The organism is Methylobacillus rhizosphaerae (assembly GCF_900187985.1).
Taxonomy (GTDB): domain Bacteria; phylum Pseudomonadota; class Gammaproteobacteria; order Burkholderiales; family Methylophilaceae; genus Methylobacillus; species Methylobacillus rhizosphaerae.
This window is the reverse complement of sequence record NZ_FZOA01000002.1, coordinates 228564-247963: the sequence shown is the minus strand read 5'-3', so window position 1 is coordinate 247963 and position 19400 is coordinate 228564. Positions and strand designations below refer to the sequence as shown.

Below are 19400 nucleotides of genomic sequence, written 5' to 3'. Positions count from 1 at the left end.
TGACAATGCCGTGATGCGTCACACAGCAAAAAACAAATAAACCCGCACCTTCATGCGGGTTTCCTGTCCAATCCCAAGCCTGGATTATTGTGTATTGCGCTGCCTGCGTGCCTCATACAGGCAGATTCCGCTGGCCACAGAGACGTTCAGACTCTCCACTGACCCATACATGGGAATATTGATCAGGGCATCGCAGGTTTCCTGCGTCAGGCGGCGCAAGCCACTACCTTCAGCTCCCAGCACCAGTGCCAAAGGGCCAGACAAATCGGTACTGATCAAATCAGCAGGTGCCTCTGCAGCAGCCCCCACCACGAACACACCAGCTTCCTGCAGTTCGCGCAGGGTACGTGCCAGGTTGGTCACCGCGATAAACGGCACGGTTTCGGCAGCGCCGCATGCCACTTTGCGCACAGTGGCATTCAGGCCGGCCGCCCTGTCCTTGGGCGCAATCACGGCATGCACACCCATGGCATCTGCAACACGCAGGCATGCACCCAGGTTATGCGGGTCTTCCACGCCGTCCAGCACCAGGAAAAACGGCGGTTCCTTGAGGTCAGACTCAAGAATGTCATGAATATCCTTGTACGGGATCGGCGTATCCACCACCCTGGCAATCACGCCCTGGTGACGCGCATTACCACCCGCCATCCCATCCAGGCGTGTGCGCTCCACCTGCATCACGCGCACATTGGCGTTTTCCGCCATCTGCAGTAAATCCTTCATACGCGCATCCACCCTATCCTTATCGATCAGGATTTCCTGGATGCTGGCACCATGCTGGCGCAAACGGCTCAATACTGCATGAAAGCCAAATAAAATACGTGAGTCACTCATTCAATCAACTAGCTTTCTTTACCTTGGTTGTTACTTTAGCCCGGGATTTCCCATTACTGGCACGCGGCGGCCGGCCTGCAGTCTTGGTCTTGCTGGCGGGCTTGGCCGTTGCCTTGCGTACTGCAGGCCGTGCTTCCGGCTCAACGAATATCTCCTGCGGCACCTCTTCCTGCACTGCAACCTTCCGGCGCGTGGTTTTCGCAGCCCCCGCTGTTTTTTCTTCCTTCACAGGGCGGCGTCCGGCAGATTTCGCGGCAGGTGCGGATGATGCCTGCAATTCCCCCTTCCTGGCAACCAGGCTGAAATCCACACGACTGGTTTCCAGGTCAACCCGGTTCACTTTGACACGCAAGCGGTCACCCAGGCGATAGCGGACGCCTGTCCTTTCGCCCAGCATTTCATGCCTGACCTTGTCGTAATTGAAATAATCATTACCAAGTTCGGTCACATGCAACAAACCTTCGACGTAGACACCATCCAGTGCCACAAACAAGCCAAAACTGGTGACGCCAGCCACTGTGCCGTCGAACTCCTCACCAATCTTGTCCTGCATGTAATAACACTTGAGCCAAGCTTCCACATCCCGCGTCGCATCATCTGCACGCCGCTCGGTCATGGAGCAATGCTTGCCCAGCTCCTGCCAGTCACCTGCCTTGTATTTCTCGCCATTCAGTACGGCCTTGATAGCACGATGAATCAGCAGATCGGGATAGCGACGGATCGGTGAAGTGAAGTGTGCATAGGCTTCATAAGCCAGGCCGAAGTGGCCTATATTGTCAGGACTGTAAACAGCCTGCTGCATGGAGCGCAGCAAGACAGTCTGCAATAACTGCTCATCAGGCCGTCCCTTGATCTGGGCCAGCAGCCTGCCATAATCCTTGGCATGCGGTGTATCTCCACCACCCAGGCCAAAACCGAACTCGCCCATGAAAGTACGTAGCGCCTCCAGTTTTTCCTCGGTTGGTCCATCATGGATTCGATACAAGGCAGGATGTTCATTCTTGCCGAGAAAATCCGCCGCACAGACGTTAGCTGCCAGCATGCACTCCTCAATCAGGCGATGTGCCTCATTGCGCACCACGGCATCAATGCGCTCTATCTTGCCATTGTCATTGAACACCATCAGGGTTTCATTACTTTCAAACTCAATCGCGCCGCGCTTTTCACGGGCAGCCAGCATAGTTTTGTACAGCGTGTACAAGTGCTGCACATGCGGCATCAACCAGGCGTACTCAACTGCCAACTCGCCCTCAGGATTGCTGATCATGTCAAAGACCTTGGTATAGGTCATACGCGCCTTGGATCGCATCACGGAGGGATAAAACTTGTATTGCTTGATGCTGCCAGTACTGCTCACCTGCATATCGCAGACCATACACAGACGCTCGACATCCGGGTTGAGTGAACACAGGCCGTTGGATAACGCTTCAGGCAGCATGGGAATCACGCGACGCGGAAAATAGACAGAATTGCCCCGCTCGTAAGCGTCCTTATCCAGCCCATCCCCGGGCCTGACATAGAAGCTCACATCAGCAATCGCCACCACCAGGCGCCATCCTTTGCCTTGCGGCTCACAATAGACCGCATCATCAAAGTCCCGCGCAGTCTCGCCATCAATCGTAATCAGGGGCAGATCACGTAAATCCACCCGCCCTTTCCAGTCTGATGCCCGCACTTGCACAGGGTATTTTTTCGCCTGCTTGAGCGCAGCTTCGGAAAACTCATGAGGCAAGTGGTGCTTGCGCAAGGCAATCTCGATTTCCATACCGGAATCCGCATAATTGCCCAGCACCTCAATCACCTTACCAACCGGTTTTGCATGAGGGGACGGCTGCTCAGTCAGCTCGACCATGACCACCTGCCCATCCTTGGCGCCCATATCCATATGGTATGGAATCAGGATATCCTGGTTCACCCGCTTATCCTCAGCGGCAACAATCGTCACGCCATGGCTACTGATCACGCGCCCGACCAAGGTTCTGGTGCCGCGTTCCAGTACTTCAACAATCCGCCCTTCCGGCCTGCCGCGCCGATCCACACCAGCCGGCCGCACCATGACCCGATCCCCATGAATCACCTGCGCCATCTCGCGCGGGGAAAGAAACAAGTCATCGCCGCCACTATCTGGAATGAAGAAACCAAACCCATCCGCGTGACCTTGCACCTTGCCCGCCAGCAGGTTGACCTTGTTCGCAATACAGAGCGCGCCTTTACGATTCTGGATAATCTGTCCGTCACGCTCCATGGCCGACAACCGTCGCCAGAAAATTTCCTGTTCGGATTTTTTGATGCTCACCAGTTTATAGAGCTGCTCTACCGTCACTGGCACGCCTTGTTCTTCCATTGCCGCGAGAATAAATTCCCGGCTGGGCAAGGGGTTAGCATATTTCTCCTGCTCACGCGCCGCATGGGGGTCGCTAGCCCTCCCCCCCCTGCTTTTACGCACTGGTGCAGCCTTCTGCACATTTGTTTTTTTTAATTTGTTCTTTTTCGTTGACAAAGTATAACTTTCCTATAAAATGCGCGGCTTCTGTCGTTGAACAAACGACGAAGCCCAGATGGCGGAATTGGTAGACGCGCTAGGTTCAGGTCCTAGTGGTGGTAACACTGTGGAGGTTCGAGTCCTCTTCTGGGCACCAAAGAAAACACCTTGAAAACCAGCATTGATACGGCATTAAGCCCGAAACTGCTGGTTTTTTTGTGTCTATTTTCCCCCGCATAACGTTCATTTACCCCAATAAGGCAGCTTTCACCGCAGCCAGTTCGTACCTGAAAATGTACCCCATGGCAGAGCCCTCCAGAATGCGGACATAGTAACAGGATTTGATGGCACCATCCCAAATATCACCAACTGCTGATATGGTTTTCCAACCATGCCACTATTCTTAAGGTAGCAGAGACTTCGAGAGCACGGAAAATTCCCACAGGGCCTGCGGGGATCAATACAACCTGCCTGGCAGCAAATGTCCGTTCATCATGCAAGGCTATCGCCTTATTGTGACATGCGGATGACTGTACTCAAGATAAGTGCGGTCATTCATGCAGCAAGCAGCAGGAGGGCATCCAGCGTTTCACCATGCCAGGGGCGGCCTCGGATTTAAAGACCTGGTTCCGCCTACAACCATGTGTAGTTATAGGCCAGCCATAAGAAAGCGAAAGAAACAATTGTAATTTCTACCAAGCCAACTTTAAACATCCGGTTTCTCCCAGTCGTCAATGAGCTTCCGGTATATGGTAGAACGCCAGCTGCTCTTTGGCATGCCGCATTTATCCTGATTAGATGTCAGAAACATCCGACCCGATTGAATCCAAATATTGGCCCGGCTTATGCAGATAGAAAGTCTGACAACATTCTCAGTCAATGACGGATCAATGATTCACTATGGGTGGCATAAGCTGGACTGACGTTGCTTTCAACCACTGGGCCCTGCCTTCATATCAATCACTCATCCAGCAACGTATGGTATGGACAGGGCTCCAAAGGAGACCAAGCATGGCAAATACTACGCAACACAAGCAAGGTGGCACCCATGAGCAGCATGTGAAAGCCGGGAGTCAAAGCCACAAAAACCAACCTCAGTCAGCGGGTAGCAGCTCCCGTGGCGGCACTCATGAGCAACATGTGAAAGCGGGTAGCCAGAGTCATAAAAACCGTTAGAAACCAGACCCGCTTATAGCGGGTTTTCTGCGGCCTGACGCTGCGCCATCGCTTCTTTTCCACAGTTATTCTTCCTGCACTTTCAAGCACATATCCAGAAACAGCACTGTACGCTTCAGATGCGGGATCAGGGAGAAATTCCCAATTGAAATATCCCGGCATTCATGTTGAAATCTTCCTTCGGATACAGAACAGCGTTGGCAATCCCATTGCCAGAGAAAGTCTTTGATTCACCCTACTTCAGAGAGGTTTGATCATGACTGCATACTATCTTTACTTCGATCTGAAACAAGATCATGCCTATGACGCCCTACTGCTCGAACTGGACAGGGCCGGAGCGCAACAACTTTCCGATGCCATCTGGAGCTTGAACATCCCGGTACCATCGGCAAAAAAGATCAACGAATACTTTGCCCAATACATTGGCCCCAGCGACGAACTGGTGGTTGTGTCCGCCGCTGAATACGCGACATCCATCACAACCTCCGCTCTCTACCGCAGGCCGTTGTAAGAGCAAAGCAATAGCAACGCAGGCCACCAGCGCCTGCCAGCCACAGAACCTCGGCAACTACTTCGGTTGTTGGTGAACCTCGGTGCCTCCCTGTTCCGGCTCCTGCTCAAAGCGTTTGCTTTTTTCCTGCGCATTGCCAGAAGAAGCTCCATCACGCGAACTCTCCTCCCCTTGCGTGCTTTGATCCTGAGGCTCCAGATAATCGCCATGCTCTGTAGAGTCAGGCATATCCTGTTTTTGCTGATGTACCGGAGGCGCATCAACGGCTGTGTCTGCAGCATAAGTCGCTGGCGCCAGGACAATCATCGACATAGAAAGCAATAATCCAGGGATTTTCATCATCCATCTCCTTTTTACATGAGAGCAATTCGAAGCTTCATGGTAAGGAGTGATTGCAGAATAATATGTCAGCAATCCCCGGTTTCAGGCGTGGGTGAATTCAGCAATGGATGTAGGAGATGATTTCACTTAATGAAAGTGATGAAAATCTGTGCATGATGATAGTAGAGAGTATTACGAGAAATCGTCCAAAGTTTTATTGGAGCGTTTGCTTTATGCCAGTGCCAGTTCTCGCGTAATACTACCAGCCCACATTAACAGGACGTAAAAAAAGGCGCCAACCGATAGATTGCGCCTTGTTTTCATTGATTTTATTGCTATTTTACACCACCGTAGATGGTGCGAAAGGAGAGACTCGAACTCTCACGCCTCGCGGCGCTGGAACCTAAATCCAGTGCGTCTACCAATTCCGCCACTTTCGCTTTCCCGGACAGATAGCAAAACTTGCCATATCCAACCAAGGGTGCGCATTATAGCGCAGTCCCGCTCAATTCTGGAAGTACTTTCCACTGCATTTTGCTGATTTCCTCCGGCGGGTCAATTGCTCATCAGGACTATACCGGTTAGTATCTGCCATTGGAGTGGACAACGGCGGCGTGATGAAAAAAATAAAACAACCGCCCGGATTATGGACCAAGGCAATCCTTTGCAGTTTGTTGGTAACAGGGTGCGGCTATCAGCAATATCAGCCTCACCCGCTAGCAACAAAGCAGGGAGAGGTTTCGTTGCGGGCGCACGACACAGGGGATGCTGGCTTTCTCGCCTATATGCGCGAGGAAGGTTATGCTGATTTGCCTGATACATGGGGATGGCGCGAACTGATGCTGTGCGCACTGTATTTTCATCCATCCCTGGATGTAGCTCGCGCGCAACTTGGCCAGGCGCTCGCCACCATCACCACGGCATCACAACGCCCCAACCCCAGCATATCCGCAGGCGCCGGGCGCAGGAATGAGCCTGATGTACCCGAGGTCTACAGCCTCAGCTTCAGCATCCCGATAGAAACCGCAGGCAAGCGTCAGGCACGAATCGACCTCGCCACCAATATGTCGGAAAGCGCCAGGCTTCATATTGCCCAGACAGCCTGGAACCTGCGCTATCAATTACTTTCCAGCTGGATTGAACTTAATGCCGCCCAGCAGCAATTACTGGCATTGGAGCAGGAATCAACCTTGCGCGAGGAAATTGTCGCCATGCTCTCGCTCAGGCTGCAAGCCGGCATGATTTCCAGCGTAGAGCTGAGCAACGCCAGGCTGCAATCACAGCAATTGAAACAAACCCTGGTGGAAACACAGGGCCGGGTCAGTGAACTGGAAACTCAACTGGCCAGCAACAGCGGTCTTTCTCTGGAAAAATTCCGGCAGCTCAGGCTGCAATGGCACACAACAGAACAATTGCTCAATGCCACGCACAGCGTGGATATTGGCAATAGCCTCAACCCTGCCGCGCAGGATGCTGCCCTGCTCAACCGCGTGGATATCCGCGCCAGCCTTGCCAATTACGCTGCCAGCGAAGCAAAACTGAGACTGGAAATTGCCCGGCAGTACCCTGATATCAACCTCCTCCCTTCCTATAATTATGAAGAGGGCTTCCATATCTGGTCACTGGGCATCAACAGCCTGCTGAATGTCATGCACAGAAATCAGGGGCCAGTGGCCGAAGCAACAGCACTGCGCGAAACCGAGGCTGCCCGCTTCGAGGCCTTGCAAGCCAGCGTCATTGCTGCCATGGACAGCAGCAAAAGTCGTTATCGCACCAGCCTGGAAGCACTTGCCCAGGCACAGCAGGCATACGAGACCCAGCAGTCACAAACCGCCCAGGCCCAAACCCGCTTTGAGCACGGATTCGCGGACCGCCTGGAACTGGTGACTTTCCAGCTGGAGAACGTCATCGCCCGCCAACGCCTGCTTATTGCCGAATACCAGGTACAACGCAATGCCGCCGCGCTTGAGGACAGTATGCAACTGCCTCTGGAAAACCTCGCACCGATGCCGGACCCCCTCAGCAATCCGCCTCGTCAGCCTGCGCACTCTCAGGAAACCACTTCATGAATAAAAAAGCCGTTGCCATCATCATTATTCAGGCCTGCCTGATCGTCATACTGCTGTGGCTGCTGGTGCTGTTCAGCGAAGACGAGTTTGAAGCATTCAATGAGGAAGAGGAAATTGAAAGCCCGCTGCGCGTCAACACGGAAGACGGTATCAGCACCATCACCCTGAGCGCGGAAACACAACAGCAAAGCGACATCCGTACCGCAACCCTGACTGAATCAAAATACCTGCCTACCATGGCAGGGCTGGGCAGCGTGGTCGCACTGGATGGCCTGCTGGATTTACGCACACGTTACATGAACACCCTGGGCGAGCTGGCAGTTGCCAAGGCCGCGCTCAATAACAGCAAAAATGATTATGAGCGTCTTGCGTTGCTGAACCAGAGCGACCGTAATATTTCCGATCGCATGCTGATCGCAGCAGAAGCCTTGTATAAAAGCGACCAGGCAAAACTGCAAGCCCACGAAGCCACGCTGGAAAACCTGCGCCATACTGCCCGCCAACAATGGGGAGAACGTCTGGGCCTCGGGATGCTCACGCCCCAACCGACACCTGACATCACCGCACTGCTGGAATATAAACAGGTATTACTGCGTATTGTGCTGCCGCCACAGCAGGCAGAACCCACATCCAGCCTGAACGTCACGCCCATCGGCAGCGAGTTGCCTCCGGTGACGGCACGCCTGCTGGCCGTATCGCCACAGGCCGATCCGCTATTACAAGGCAAAACCTATTTCTATATGGCCCCATCAGCCAACCTGCGGGCGGGCATGCGCCTGGGCACACAGGAGCTGGATACAAGCAAAGCCATGACTGGCGTGCTCGTGCCCAACAATGCACTGGTTTGGTATGGCGGCAAAGCCTGGGTTTACCGCCAGCAGGAAGGTGAAAAATTCACGCGCGAACCTATCAGCACCGAGCTTGAGAGCAACAATGGCTGGTTTGACCCTGACAAGGGCAAAATCGGCCAGACCATTGTCATCAATGGCGCCCAGCTCTTGTTATCAGAAGAGTTGAAATACCAGATCACCAATGAAAACGATGATTAGGAACTGAAATCATGATGTCAGCCCTGATCCGCTTTTCCATCCGTCATAGCGGCGTCATGATCGTCCTCGCGCTCATGATCGTCCTCTACGGCGTGTATAAAACCGTGCACAGCCACCTGGACGTATTCCCGGAGTTCGCCCCGACACAACTGGTCATCCAGACAGAATCTCCCGGTCTCTCCGCCGAACTGGTGGAAGCGCTGGTCACCCAGCCACTGGAACACAGCATTGCCGGCACCGTAGGGATCAACAGCCTGCGTTCGCAATCCATTCCTGGCCTGTCAGTCATCACCGTCATTTTCGACGAATCCACGGATATCTACCGCAATCGCCAGGTCGTTGCAGAACGCCTCGCCACCACAAGCACCGTACTGCCTGCAGGCATTGTCCCCAATATCACGCCCTTGACCTCATCTGCCAGCACTGTGCTGGGCATCGGCCTGACTTCAGATGTCAGATCCCTGAACGAACTGCGCACACTGGTGGACTGGAGCATCAAGCCGCACTTGATGGCAGTGGAAGGCGTGGCTGACGTCAACGTATTCGGCGGCGAAGTCCGCCAGCTCCAGATCCAGGTAGACCCTGCTAAACTGGTGCGCTACAACCTCTCCCTGCAGGAAGTCGCCAGCGCCATCAGCCTCAGCACGGGCATTCGCGGTGCAGGCTTTATTGAAAACAACAACCAGCGCATCATCATCAACACCGAGGGCCAGTCAACCACACCACAACAGCTTGCACGCACTACCCTGCTGCATGCCTCTGGTCAAACCTTGCGTGTTGCCGATATCGGCAATGTCGTGGAAGGCGCCGTCCCTTCCATCAGCGCAGCGGCCATTGATGGCAAAACCGGCATTTATCTCTCCATACAATCACAACTGGGAGCCAACACCAGAGGCGTCACACAGGCCGTCGAAGCAGCACTGGAAGAACTTGGCCCCATATTGGATGGCAAGGAAGTCATCCTGCACCCGCAACTCTTCCGCCCGGCCAACTTTATCGAGGTAGCCATTTCCAGCGTCAAGATCGACATCCTCATCGGTTCGCTGCTGGTGATTACCGTATTATTCCTGTTTCTGTTCAATGTCCGCGCCGCCTTTATTTCCGCCACGGCCATTCCCCTGTCACTGCTGGCAGCCATCATCGTGCTGCAGCACTTTGGCATCGGTCTCAACATCATGGTGCTGGGTGGGCTGGCCATTGCCCTGGGTGAAGTCGTGGATGATGCCATCATCGATTCGGAAAACATCTTCCGCCGCATCCGCGAGAACCGCCTGCTGCCGACCCCTGCCCCACTGCATGAAGTCGTGTTCAAGGCATCCATGGAAGTGCGCAGCTCCGTGGTCTACGCCACCTTTATCGTTACCCTTGTATTCGTGCCATTACTGACCATAGGCGGCGTGGCCGGAAAACTGTTTGCCCCGCTAGGCATGGCCTACATTACCGCCATCATGGCCTCCCTGGTCATTGCCCTGACCATCACCCCAGCTCTCTGCTACCTGATGATGGGAGCATCAGCCAACCTCAAAACCGAGGATTCCCCGCTGATTCGCATTATCAAGCGCTACTACATACGCTGCCTGCAGCACATAGAGCAACATTACAAAATGCTGCTGGGCGCCACCCTGATGTTCATCGCACTTGGGCTGACCACACTGCCGCTGTTCAAGACAGAATTCATTCCCAGCCTGTACGAAGGTCATTACATCATGCACATGACCGCCGTACCCGGCACCTCGGAAAAAGAATCGCTGCGTATCGGGCAGAAAGTCACGGAAGTCCTGAGAAGCATAGAAGGCATACGCTCAGTCGCCCAATGGGTAGGTCGCGCGCCCAATGCAGCAGATACCTTTGGCACCCACTATAGCGAATTTGAAATTGAGCTCGGCCCGGCCTCAGGAGCAGAGCAACGCCGCATTCTCGAAGATATCCGGGAAAAACTGTCCGGCGCAGATGACGATGGCCCGGGTTACCCTGGCTTTGTCGGCGTCAATTTTGCCATCAATACCTTCCTCACCGAACGTATAGAAGAAACCATTTCCGGCTATGCCGCTGCCTTGGTCATCAACATTTTCGGGCGTGACCTCGACAGCCTGAGCCGGGACGCAACAGCAGTAGCAGCAGCCCTCTCCCAGACACCGGGAGCAACCGATGTCATGATCCAGTCACCGCCTGGCGCCCCTCAACTCGTCATCCGCCTGCTGCCGGAAAAACTACTACAATTCGGCCTGCACCCCAATGATGTGCTGGATACCATCCGCCTTGCCTATGAAAGCCTGCCTCTCACCCAGGTTTACCAAGGCAATCGCGTTATTGGCGTCGCCGTGGTGTTGGCACCGGAAGCACGTGCCAATATCCTGCAAGTCGGAAAACTGCCTCTGCGCAACATCGAAGGCCGCATGTTGCAACTCAAGGACATTGCCGATATCCGCCAGGAAAACGGCCAATCCAAAATTCTGCATCAAGGCGGAAAACGCATCCAGACCGTCACAGCCAACCTGAAGGATGGTGACGTACAAGCATTTTACGAACGCGCCCGGCAGAAAATCAAAACCGACGTCACCCTCTCACCCGGCAACTACCTGGCCTTCAGCGGTGAAGCCCAGGCAGGCGGTGAATCGCGCCAGGAACTCATCATCCATTCCCTGCTGGCATTCGGCGGCGTATTCCTCATGCTGTATATGGCACTGGGCAACCTGCGCAACCTGGCCCTCACCTTCCTGAACCTGCCATTCGCCCTGATAGGCGGCATCTTTGCCGTCATCATGGCAGGCGGCTGGATATCCATAGGCTCCATGGTCGGCTTCGTCACCCTGTTTGGCATCACCCTGCGCAACTCCATCATGCTGCTATCCCACTACCAGCACCTGGTCGACCATGAAGGCCTGGCCTGGAACCTCGAAACCGCCATCCGTGGTGCTTCCGAGCGGCTGCCCTCCATCCTCATGACTGCACTGGTTACAGGGCTTGGCCTGCTGCCACTGGCAATCGGCAGCGGAGAACCAGGCCGCGAAATCGAAGGCCCCATGGCCACCATCATCGTCGGTGGCCTGGTCACCTCCACCATCCTCAACCTGCTGATCATGCCCACCCTCATGCTGCACCTGGGCCGGTTTGAGAAGCGCAACGAGGTATAACACGGAAGCCAGCAACCACACACCGCCTATTTCTTGCTGCTATGTTCAGGCTTGCCCTTGCGCGAGGTGGAGGCCAACTCGCGCAATTCTTCCTCAGTCATTGATTTCTCCATGGAGCGCGAAGCCCCCTGAAGCTCGCTTTTCTTGATATCCCCGCGTTTTGCCGCCAAAGCAGCACCCGCCGCCTTTTGCTGTGCCTGTGATTTTGCTGGCATGATGAACTCCTTCAAGATAAACCACGCTACTACGCCCGATCCCTGATCTCCTGATGTCCGGCCTTTCCTGCGCAATGCGCGCAGCAATAGAACACCCCGCCAGCCTCAACACCATGTCCGATAATGCGGCAATGACAATGCGCACAGACAGGTGCCATGGCCTGAATCGCACACTCAAAACTGTCAAAAACACGGCTTTCGCCACCCTTCTGGATAGTGAAAGACTTATCGTATTCATTACCACATAAGCTACAAGTTCCCATGACAGGCTCCTCCGGTAAGGATTCATGTGAAATCACGCCTTCAGCGTGAGCATGAACTCCATACTACCTCCCGGGAAAACAAGAATCTGACAGGGATGCCTGATATCAATGTAGGAATTTCTATCGGGCAGGACAGAAGGCAAAGATGTACCGTGTGGCGTTAATGCCAGAAAACCCCAACAACCATCAAAGCAAAAGCAGAACGTAAAGGCGTGCCATATACCCGTTATGTACGGATGCTGCTGGAAGCAGATGTGGCTCAATCGAAGTAAGAAGTAAAGTATGGTGATAGCCCAGCTGCGGCTACTGTTAACGGAGCCTAACCAATCAGCCTCCCGCCTTAAGGTAATGGCCTGAAAGAAAAGGCGCTGTTAATCTCTATCCTCAAGACGCACAGTAAACCAATGCGATAAAATCCTCACCTACAACAACACTCAACAGCAATCATAGCGTTGCATACTCAAGGATATTTCATGGCTTGGCTTATTCTCACCATCGCAGGCGTGCTCGAAGTTGTCTGGGCAATCGGGCTTAAATATACCGATGGCTTCAGCCGTCTCTGGCCCAGCGTCGCCACCATCATCGCCATGGTGCTGAGCGTCGTCCTGCTGAGTTTTGCCATGCGTTCCCTGCCTGTGGGCACAGCCTACGCCGTCTGGGTAGGCATAGGCGCAGTCGGTACCGCCATCATGAGCATCATCCTGTTCAACGAACCCACCACCATGCTGCGCATCGTCAGCCTGGGCCTCATCATCGCCGGGATTATCGGGCTCAAATTAAGCTGAGCAGCAGAAAAATGCCTGGGCTAACTCTTTTCATCTGGCGTACTACACACGTACGTGCCTGACAGCTCATGCCATGCCGGACGTAATCCGGTATCTTGCGGTGTTCCAACACAGCCATGATTCACACGACACTGGGTCAGGGTTGAGATGACAAATGAGCCAATAACATCTACAAGCAGCGGCAGGCTATAGCGCTGTTTCTGAGCGGTAGAATCGGCAACGCCTGGCAACATAACCTGCGCCCCACCAGATCAATAAGGTAACAAGAATTACGCGGGAGTGGAAAAAGAAAAACCCGATCATGTATTCTCACATGATCGGGTTTTATTGAGATAACTTGGGCTGGATATTACTCTTGCTGCTGCCTATCACCCCTCAGCAGAGACTGCCGGTTGGCAGACTGAACATCATCTAATACCACTGTCAGGCCAGCAGTATTGATACCAAGTAATTTCAGCAAGGGATCTAGCACCATCCGGCTCACATTAGCAAGTAATGGTACAACAACCTTATACAACACCTCACTAACTACACCAGTAACTGCATTCAATGCAGTATCTACAGGACTAAGAATACACGCTCCCAACACACATACAGTCACAAGTCTAATTCTTAATGCCCCCTCTGTTGCACCTTGCAAACTCTTTCCTAGTCCGGCATACGTCGTCTTGCAATCCGGCAAAATGCCATCCTCTTCACATTCATTGGTTGGTGTATTGCTATAAGTAGTTGGGCGGTTAACATGGAAAACCAGTGTGTCTTCAGAAGTAACAGCTGGTAAATCAAGGCGTACTCTTGCACCGCCCACTTGAACAAGCCCCAACGCATTCAACACAATAATTTCCCCATCTTCAGAGCCACGATCGCAATTCTCTGGATTAGCTCCAAGAGGTTTACAACTAGGATTTATACTCGTAAGAAATACTTCAGCCAATCCCGATTTTGCGTCAATCTCAACGTCTGTAGTTTGCTCTCCAACCTTAATTGCCTGTAATTTGGCATAACCTGGCGCAATTTTTACAAGTAATTGTAATTTCGTACTTGCAACAAGGCCTAGCAAGCCTCCCTCCAAGATAGTCACTACTCGCACTGCCGCCGGTTTCGCCTCGGTACAGGCGGAACCATTTACCTCTCCCGGACCACCTACTGCGATTTGTGGTGCCTCGATAATACCAATTCGAGTTGTCACGCTAAGACCTAACAGCGAAGGAATGCCTAACGGTATGTCGATAAAATTTTTCCCATTCGCCACAATGACGGCGGTATTAATCAATTGCAACAAATTGACTTGTGTAGCCAACACTGCATTAGGGTCTGGATTGGTAACATTCAACACATCACCAATTTTTATTGTCGTATTATTTACTGCTCCTTGTGCCAAATTCAATAATCCATCCAGCACAATAGTCTGATTAACAGCATCCAGTTGGTTGCCATCTGCTCTGGCAGCTGCTTCCAGCAATGTCAGGAACTCACCGACCGTAACATTTGCATCAAGCAAATCATCGACTGAACCGATCAAGGCACTCGCCTTAACCAAATTCAATAATTTAATACTGGAGTTTGCTAACCCTTGCCAAGAAGCAACAGGCAAAGAAATTGATGTGCCCAATACCTTCGTCAGCAAAGAATTTAACAACCATGAGTCATTAGTATCTAAATTTAACGTCGTAGAACCGGCACTAAACGCAGCCCAAGCAGTACGAATTGGCGCAACAGCCTCAGCTTGCAGATTAATATTCTGCCCAAAAAACCCACCGGCGACCAGGCTTGCAGGTACAGCTCTAGAGGCAATAACTTTGACGGCTTCTGGACTTCCTCCTGCAGTAAAAATTCGTTCACCGCTCACTGTTGCAATGCTGCCTAACTGTACAGCATTAGCTGTACTCAGCAGACCGTTCAGAGAGGGTTCGTTCGCCAGTGCTGCACGCTCTGCGGCTTCTCGCGCTGCAGCTATATCTACATTATCTTTACATCCACCAATTTGGCTAGCCTCAATCGCCGCCATGTCGGCCACATTCTGTAGTCTGCGTTGCTCAAGCCAGAGACGGCCACTGTCAACTGCCAGAACTGCAAACAATATCACCATGAACAGGGTCAATGCGGCCATGATGCCGATTGCCCCACGCTGAGACTTCAATTCCCCCCCGGGAGATCGCATGATGAGGCTCCTTAGTTGCCGTCAGTCATTTTCTGGCGTTCAAACTTATCTGGAATCGGATGTTTGAAGCCATCAACATAGCGTTGATGGATATTGGTCAGCACAGGGCCGGAAAGTTCTTGCTTGTTGGGAGAGGCATGAGTGCCTTCGCGTTGCAGGCTTAGCCATTCCTGAGTGCTGCGGAAAGATGTATCTTCACCGCGCGGAACGGGAGCAATAGCCTGCTCCTGCTCAGCCAATTGCCCATTGAATAAATCATTGGCAAATGCAAAAGAACTGCCCAACAGTCCAATGACAAATGCGCCTATCATCAAATTTTTTTTCATTGCGTTTGTTCCCCCGATTCAACACCCAGATCAAGACTGGGACTCAAAATACCCGTACAAATATTGCTGGTTCCGTAACACCCGCTGATCACCTGCGGTGTCGTTTTTTTTACTTCGCTTGCTGTTGCCTGCGCTGGCTCAGCATCCTGTCCTGCTTCAAGCTCAACATCGTGCTCGGTTGTATCTTCATGCTGTGCTGTCTGCTCCTGGACAGTGCTTTCGTCCTCAGGCGTCAGTTCATTTTCAATAATCTCTTGCGCCGGTGCTGCATTCAGCACTACTTCCTCACCCACAGGCTGCTCGACAAGCGTATGTGGCTCTGCCGGGCTGCTGTAATACTCATTCGGGGCAGATTCAACTCCTGTCGCCGCCCTGATCTCACGCAATTGCGCGTCAGAAAACTTGAATTCCCTTGCCAGCTCCTCTGCCCTTGCCAGCTGCCCAGTCTTGTACATGAGCATGACCAGGTTATGCTTTGCCAGATAGTTATTGCCATCCAGCTCAATCGCAGTCAGAAACTGGTTCAGCGCCAGCTGGGTATCGCCATACATCATCAAGGCATAGCCATAATCACTGCGCACCCGACTATCCACTGGCAATAATCCAGTCGCCGTTTTCAGGTAGGCAGTAGCAGCCTCATGTTGCTCCTGAATTTCTGCCAGTAAACCCAAACCCTGGTAAGCAAACCCACTCAGGCAGCTTGACGTCAGTTGCTGATATTCCGTTTCTGCCAGCCCATATTGCCCGGTCTGGCGTAATGCATTGGCGCGGTATAACTTGGCCTGTACGACATCCAGCCTGGATGCATCCAGAAAAGCCAAGGCAGCATAGGCTTTTCCATCTGCCAATACCTTGCCTATCATTTCCAGCTGCGTTTTATCTTCCTTCGACAACTCCGGACAAGCTGGCCTGGCTGACTTGTCTGCGCCATAAGCAAGTGCTGCTGGCAATAACAGCAATGCGGCAGATAAAAGCAGAAAATTACGCATTGAGACAATCATCATCAGAGCGTTGAAAACATATTCATGAGGCTGATAAACCCAGGTCCGGCAATAAATAACATTAGTGCAGGAAATAACAAGAGCATCATGACAATACTCATCTTGCCTGAAAGTTTACTGACATACTCGCGCAGTTCAGCCAATTGCCGCTCTTCCAGCAAGGTGGCATATTCCATGATGGATTTCCTGACATTACCCCCGTCATTGGATACCTGACGCAACATCGCAATCGCATCTGTCAGTTCACGTACGCCTAATGCCCTGGTCATCTCGGTCAAGGCTTCACCTCTATCCTCGCCTACGCTGATACGATTCAATGCACGCTGCAAATCCAGGCTCAATGCCGGCAAAATACTTTTAGTCTGCTCCACCATGGTACGCAACGCCTGCTCCAGCGAGAGACCGGAATCAAACAACATCACCAGCAAATGCAGGAATGTCGTAATTTCCTTGCGTATTTTGGCAACCCGGCTGGCAGCCATCATGCGTAATACGCGCCGCGTGCCAACGTACATCACAGCAAATGCAATAAACGCCACCATGGCCGCATACAACATGCTTTGTTCAAGCAGCAAAGTAGCGGCAAATGCCAATGCAGCAAGAAAAACGGGGCCTGCTTGCAGCACTGCATTGAAAATCACCCGTTTTGTACCATACAACCCGGCCTGGCTGAACAGCAGGACAATTTCTTCATCCTTGGTGAAAGGCAGGGATGCCAGTTGCTGCAATACACCTTGTTTGGATGAATCAAATGTCAGGCGCTTGGCTGGTCGCCCAAGCACCGTGTCAAAACGCGCATTGATCTCATTACGCTTGAAATGATCCACCTCCACATACATCAGCACCACAGCGCCAAACAGCAACACAACAATACTAAAAATAATCCAGGTATTCATTTATACGCTCTTCAACATACGCCAGAAGATAAAGCCACCCAGCAATTGCATACCTATACCCACCTGAAAAACTATCCAGCCAGTTGGGTCATCCACCATGACAAGGAAATAGGAAGGGTTAATCATCATCATGTAGCCCACAATACCAATTGGAACCAAACCCAATACCCAGGCTGTCACCTTGGTTTCACCCGTCATGATTGCCAACTCCCGCCTCGCCTGCTCCTGACGACGTATCATGTGGATAATGCTTTTCAGCAACCCTTGAGGAGAGCTGCCATAAGTACTGCTAATATTGACGGCTAAAGCCAGCAAGCTCATTTCCTTGACACCGGAACTTTCGGCTGCTTGACGCACCGCCTTGTTGAAACTTGCACCCAGGTCTGTACTGCGCAGCACTTTATCCAATACATTGCGTAACGGTGCTTCCACCTCGACTGTCACGGAGCGCATGGCCCCTTCCATACTTTTCCCCACAGATAGCGCGCGTATCAATTGATCAATAAAAGCTGGCATCTGCGCCACCATGGCGGCTTTCTGGCGTTGCAACTTGATAAAAGGCAGCACAATGAATAAAAGCACCGCCACAATACCGGTAAGCAACACTGCACGGCCAAGATCAAGGAAAACTTTTCCCAGAACAAACGTCAGTATCACCAAAGCAATCATGACTACTGCCTGCTTGTATGAGAGATTATCTCCCCACAAACTCAACAGCCTGGAGCTGAATGTGCTTAACTCACGCTCATGCTCTGTCTCATCTTTTACTTTTGCAGAGGAAATCGGCATGGCACGTTCATAGTGTTTCAACGCCTCTTCTTCCTCTATCTTCTGCCGGGCCGTTCCCCACAGCATCAAGGCAGGAATCAGGAACAGCAGGCCAACTGAAAGCAAAACCCAGTTATTCATGATGTGTGCCTTCAGTCCGCATTCATTGCTTCGCGCAACTTGATATTGGTTGGCAAGGTCGGTGACATGACAAATACATCCAGGTCCGGGTTGTAACTGAATAACTCATTGGTCACAAAACGGTCATCACGGATGCCGATGATTTCCGTAATCGATGTAATCCGGCGCTTACCGTTAGGCAAACGTGTCACCTGCACAATCAATTCCAGTGCCGCTGCAATCATTTTGCGCAAAGTGGCTTCCGCACCCTGGAAACCTGCCAGGCCAGCCAGTGTTTCCATACGCAGCAAAGCATCAGAAGCGCTATTGGCGTGAATGGTGCTCATACAACCTTCGTGACCGGTGTTCATGGCTTGCAACATATCCATCACTTCACGGCTACGCACCTCACCAAGAATGATACGGTCAGGCCGCATCCGCAAGGCATTCACCACCAGGTCATGCGCATTTACTTCACCCATGCCATCCAGGTTCTGCGGACGAGTTTCCAGGCGCACCACATGCTCATGCTCCAGGCGCAGTTCTGCCGCATCCTCAATCGTGACAATACGTTCACCAGCAGGAATCGAACGACTCATGAAGTTAAGCATGGTGGTCTTGCCTGCGCCAGTACTGCCGCTGATCATGGTATTGACGCGGTTTTTGGAAGCATTGGTCAGGAAAGACAGCATCTTGCTGTCCAACGTGCCATACGCCAGCAAGTCTGACCCCAGGATCGGGGATTTACGGAACTTACGAATGGACATGCAGGGACCGTTCAACGCCAGCGGCGGAATCACCACATTCAAACGGCTGCCATCCGGCAAGCGCGCATCCACTGTCGGACTGGCTTCATCCACACGACGGCCCAAAGGCGCCAGGATACGGCGAATCACCCGCAGTACATGCTCGTCATCAATAAAGCGCATCTGGGTTTTTTCCAGCTTGCCCTTGCGCTCAATGAAAATGTCGCGTGCTCCATTCACCAAAATGTCATTGATGGAATCATCGCGGATCATGGCTTCCAGTGGGCCAAAACCCGCCAGCTCATCCACCATGTCTTCCGTCAGGCGTTCCAGGTCAAAAGCGCTGACAACCAGCTGCTTCTCGGCAACATATTTATAAATCTTGCTGTTGACGTAGGTAAACATCTGCTGCTGCGACATTTCAAACAGGTTCACCGCATCGCGCTCGATTTCCGCGATCAGGAATTCATGCAGCAACAGCTTGGTGTCCTGCGATTCTTCCGCTGTCTTGAGGTCATAACGGTATTCAGAGATTCTCATCAT

The 19400-nt window shown here is 52.4% G+C and carries 17 protein-coding genes and 2 tRNA genes; 7 read left to right on the top strand and 12 right to left on the bottom strand.

What is annotated here, in order from left to right:
• Window positions 1-84 precede the first annotated feature (84 nt).
• A complete protein-coding gene (gene rlmB, locus CHB59_RS03375) occupies window positions 85-834 on the bottom strand; it encodes a 23S rRNA (guanosine(2251)-2'-O)-methyltransferase RlmB (RefSeq protein ID WP_089374824.1) in 750 nt (249 codons plus the stop codon).
• A 4-nt stretch (window positions 835-838) separates the two neighbouring features.
• Window positions 839-3280, bottom strand: a complete 2442-nt coding sequence (gene rnr / locus CHB59_RS03370; protein ID WP_281252006.1) for a ribonuclease R — start codon at window positions 3278-3280, stop codon at window positions 839-841.
• Between the two features lie 106 nt (window positions 3281-3386).
• On the opposite strand from rnr, the gene CHB59_RS03365 reads away from it, so the two are divergent.
• The 3 genes from CHB59_RS03365 (at window position 3387) to CHB59_RS03355 (ending at window position 5003) form a co-directional block, all read left to right on the top strand.
• Window positions 3387-3473, top strand: a tRNA-Leu gene (locus tag CHB59_RS03365).
• Between the two features lie 854 nt (window positions 3474-4327).
• Window positions 4328-4492: a hypothetical protein gene (locus CHB59_RS11690; protein ID WP_179212055.1), complete on the top strand. Its 165-nt coding sequence runs from the start codon at window positions 4328-4330 to the stop codon at window positions 4490-4492.
• Between the two features lie 256 nt (window positions 4493-4748).
• A complete protein-coding gene (locus tag CHB59_RS03355; protein ID WP_089374821.1) occupies window positions 4749-5003 on the top strand; it encodes a hypothetical protein in 255 nt (84 codons plus the stop codon).
• Between the two features lie 57 nt (window positions 5004-5060).
• Here the strand turns inward: CHB59_RS03355 and CHB59_RS03350 are convergent, their stop codons facing one another.
• Both CHB59_RS03350 and CHB59_RS03345 read right to left on the bottom strand, forming a co-directional pair.
• Window positions 5061-5345 (bottom strand): hypothetical protein, encoded by a 285-nt coding sequence (locus tag CHB59_RS03350; protein ID WP_245835018.1) that lies wholly within the window; start codon window positions 5343-5345, stop codon window positions 5061-5063.
• 334 nt (window positions 5346-5679) lie between these two features.
• Window positions 5680-5764, bottom strand: a tRNA-Leu gene (locus tag CHB59_RS03345).
• 177 nt (window positions 5765-5941) lie between these two features.
• Between CHB59_RS03345 and CHB59_RS03340 the strand changes: the two genes are divergently transcribed.
• From CHB59_RS03340 to CHB59_RS03330, 3 genes are read left to right on the top strand one after another with little or no spacing between them, the layout of a single operon-like run.
• Entirely contained in the window at window positions 5942-7393 is a 1452-nt protein-coding gene (locus CHB59_RS03340; protein WP_143738681.1) for a TolC family protein, read from the top strand.
• Window positions 7390-8442 carry an efflux RND transporter periplasmic adaptor subunit gene (locus CHB59_RS03335; RefSeq protein ID WP_089374819.1) on the top strand — a complete coding sequence of 351 codons (1053 nt, stop codon included), beginning with the start codon at window positions 7390-7392 and terminating at the stop codon, window positions 8440-8442. Before CHB59_RS03340 ends, CHB59_RS03335 begins: the two co-directional genes overlap by 4 nt.
• A gap of 11 nt (window positions 8443-8453) precedes the next feature.
• Window positions 8454-11576 carry an efflux RND transporter permease subunit gene (locus CHB59_RS03330; RefSeq protein ID WP_089374818.1) on the top strand — a complete coding sequence of 1041 codons (3123 nt, stop codon included), beginning with the start codon at window positions 8454-8456 and terminating at the stop codon, window positions 11574-11576.
• 26 nt (window positions 11577-11602) lie between these two features.
• On the opposite strand, the gene CHB59_RS03325 is transcribed toward CHB59_RS03330, so the two are convergent.
• Both CHB59_RS03325 and CHB59_RS03320 read right to left on the bottom strand, forming a co-directional pair.
• Window positions 11603-11791: a DUF3008 family protein gene (locus tag CHB59_RS03325; RefSeq protein ID WP_089374896.1), complete on the bottom strand. Its 189-nt coding sequence runs from the start codon at window positions 11789-11791 to the stop codon at window positions 11603-11605.
• A 29-nt stretch (window positions 11792-11820) separates the two neighbouring features.
• Window positions 11821-12054 (bottom strand): hypothetical protein, encoded by a 234-nt coding sequence (locus CHB59_RS03320; RefSeq protein ID WP_089374817.1) that lies wholly within the window; start codon window positions 12052-12054, stop codon window positions 11821-11823.
• A 473-nt stretch (window positions 12055-12527) separates the two neighbouring features.
• Here CHB59_RS03320 and sugE point away from each other — a divergent pair, with 473 nt between their 5' ends.
• Window positions 12528-12839, top strand: a complete 312-nt coding sequence (sugE, locus tag CHB59_RS03315) for a quaternary ammonium compound efflux SMR transporter SugE (RefSeq protein WP_089374816.1) — start codon at window positions 12528-12530, stop codon at window positions 12837-12839.
• Between the two features lie 349 nt (window positions 12840-13188).
• On the opposite strand, the gene CHB59_RS03310 is transcribed toward sugE, so the two are convergent.
• From CHB59_RS03310 to CHB59_RS03285, 6 genes are read right to left on the bottom strand one after another with little or no spacing between them, the layout of a single operon-like run.
• Window positions 13189-15000 carry a TadG family pilus assembly protein gene (locus CHB59_RS03310; protein ID WP_089374815.1) on the bottom strand — a complete coding sequence of 604 codons (1812 nt, stop codon included), beginning with the start codon at window positions 14998-15000 and terminating at the stop codon, window positions 13189-13191.
• 11 nt (window positions 15001-15011) lie between these two features.
• Entirely contained in the window at window positions 15012-15326 is a 315-nt protein-coding gene (locus CHB59_RS03305) for a DUF3613 domain-containing protein (protein WP_089374814.1), read from the bottom strand.
• Window positions 15323-16315, bottom strand: coding sequence for a tetratricopeptide repeat protein (locus CHB59_RS03300; protein WP_143738680.1), 993 nt, complete (start codon window positions 16313-16315; stop codon window positions 15323-15325). The genes CHB59_RS03305 and CHB59_RS03300 overlap by 4 nt, the downstream gene beginning before the upstream one ends.
• Window positions 16316-16329: 14 nt before the next feature.
• Window positions 16330-17223, bottom strand: a complete 894-nt coding sequence (locus tag CHB59_RS03295) for a type II secretion system F family protein (RefSeq protein WP_089374812.1) — start codon at window positions 17221-17223, stop codon at window positions 16330-16332.
• Entirely contained in the window at window positions 17224-18132 is a 909-nt protein-coding gene (locus tag CHB59_RS03290) for a type II secretion system F family protein (protein ID WP_089374811.1), read from the bottom strand.
• Window positions 18133-18143: 11 nt separating this feature from the next.
• Window positions 18144-19400, bottom strand: coding sequence for a TadA family conjugal transfer-associated ATPase (locus CHB59_RS03285; RefSeq protein ID WP_089374810.1), 1257 nt, complete (start codon window positions 19398-19400; stop codon window positions 18144-18146).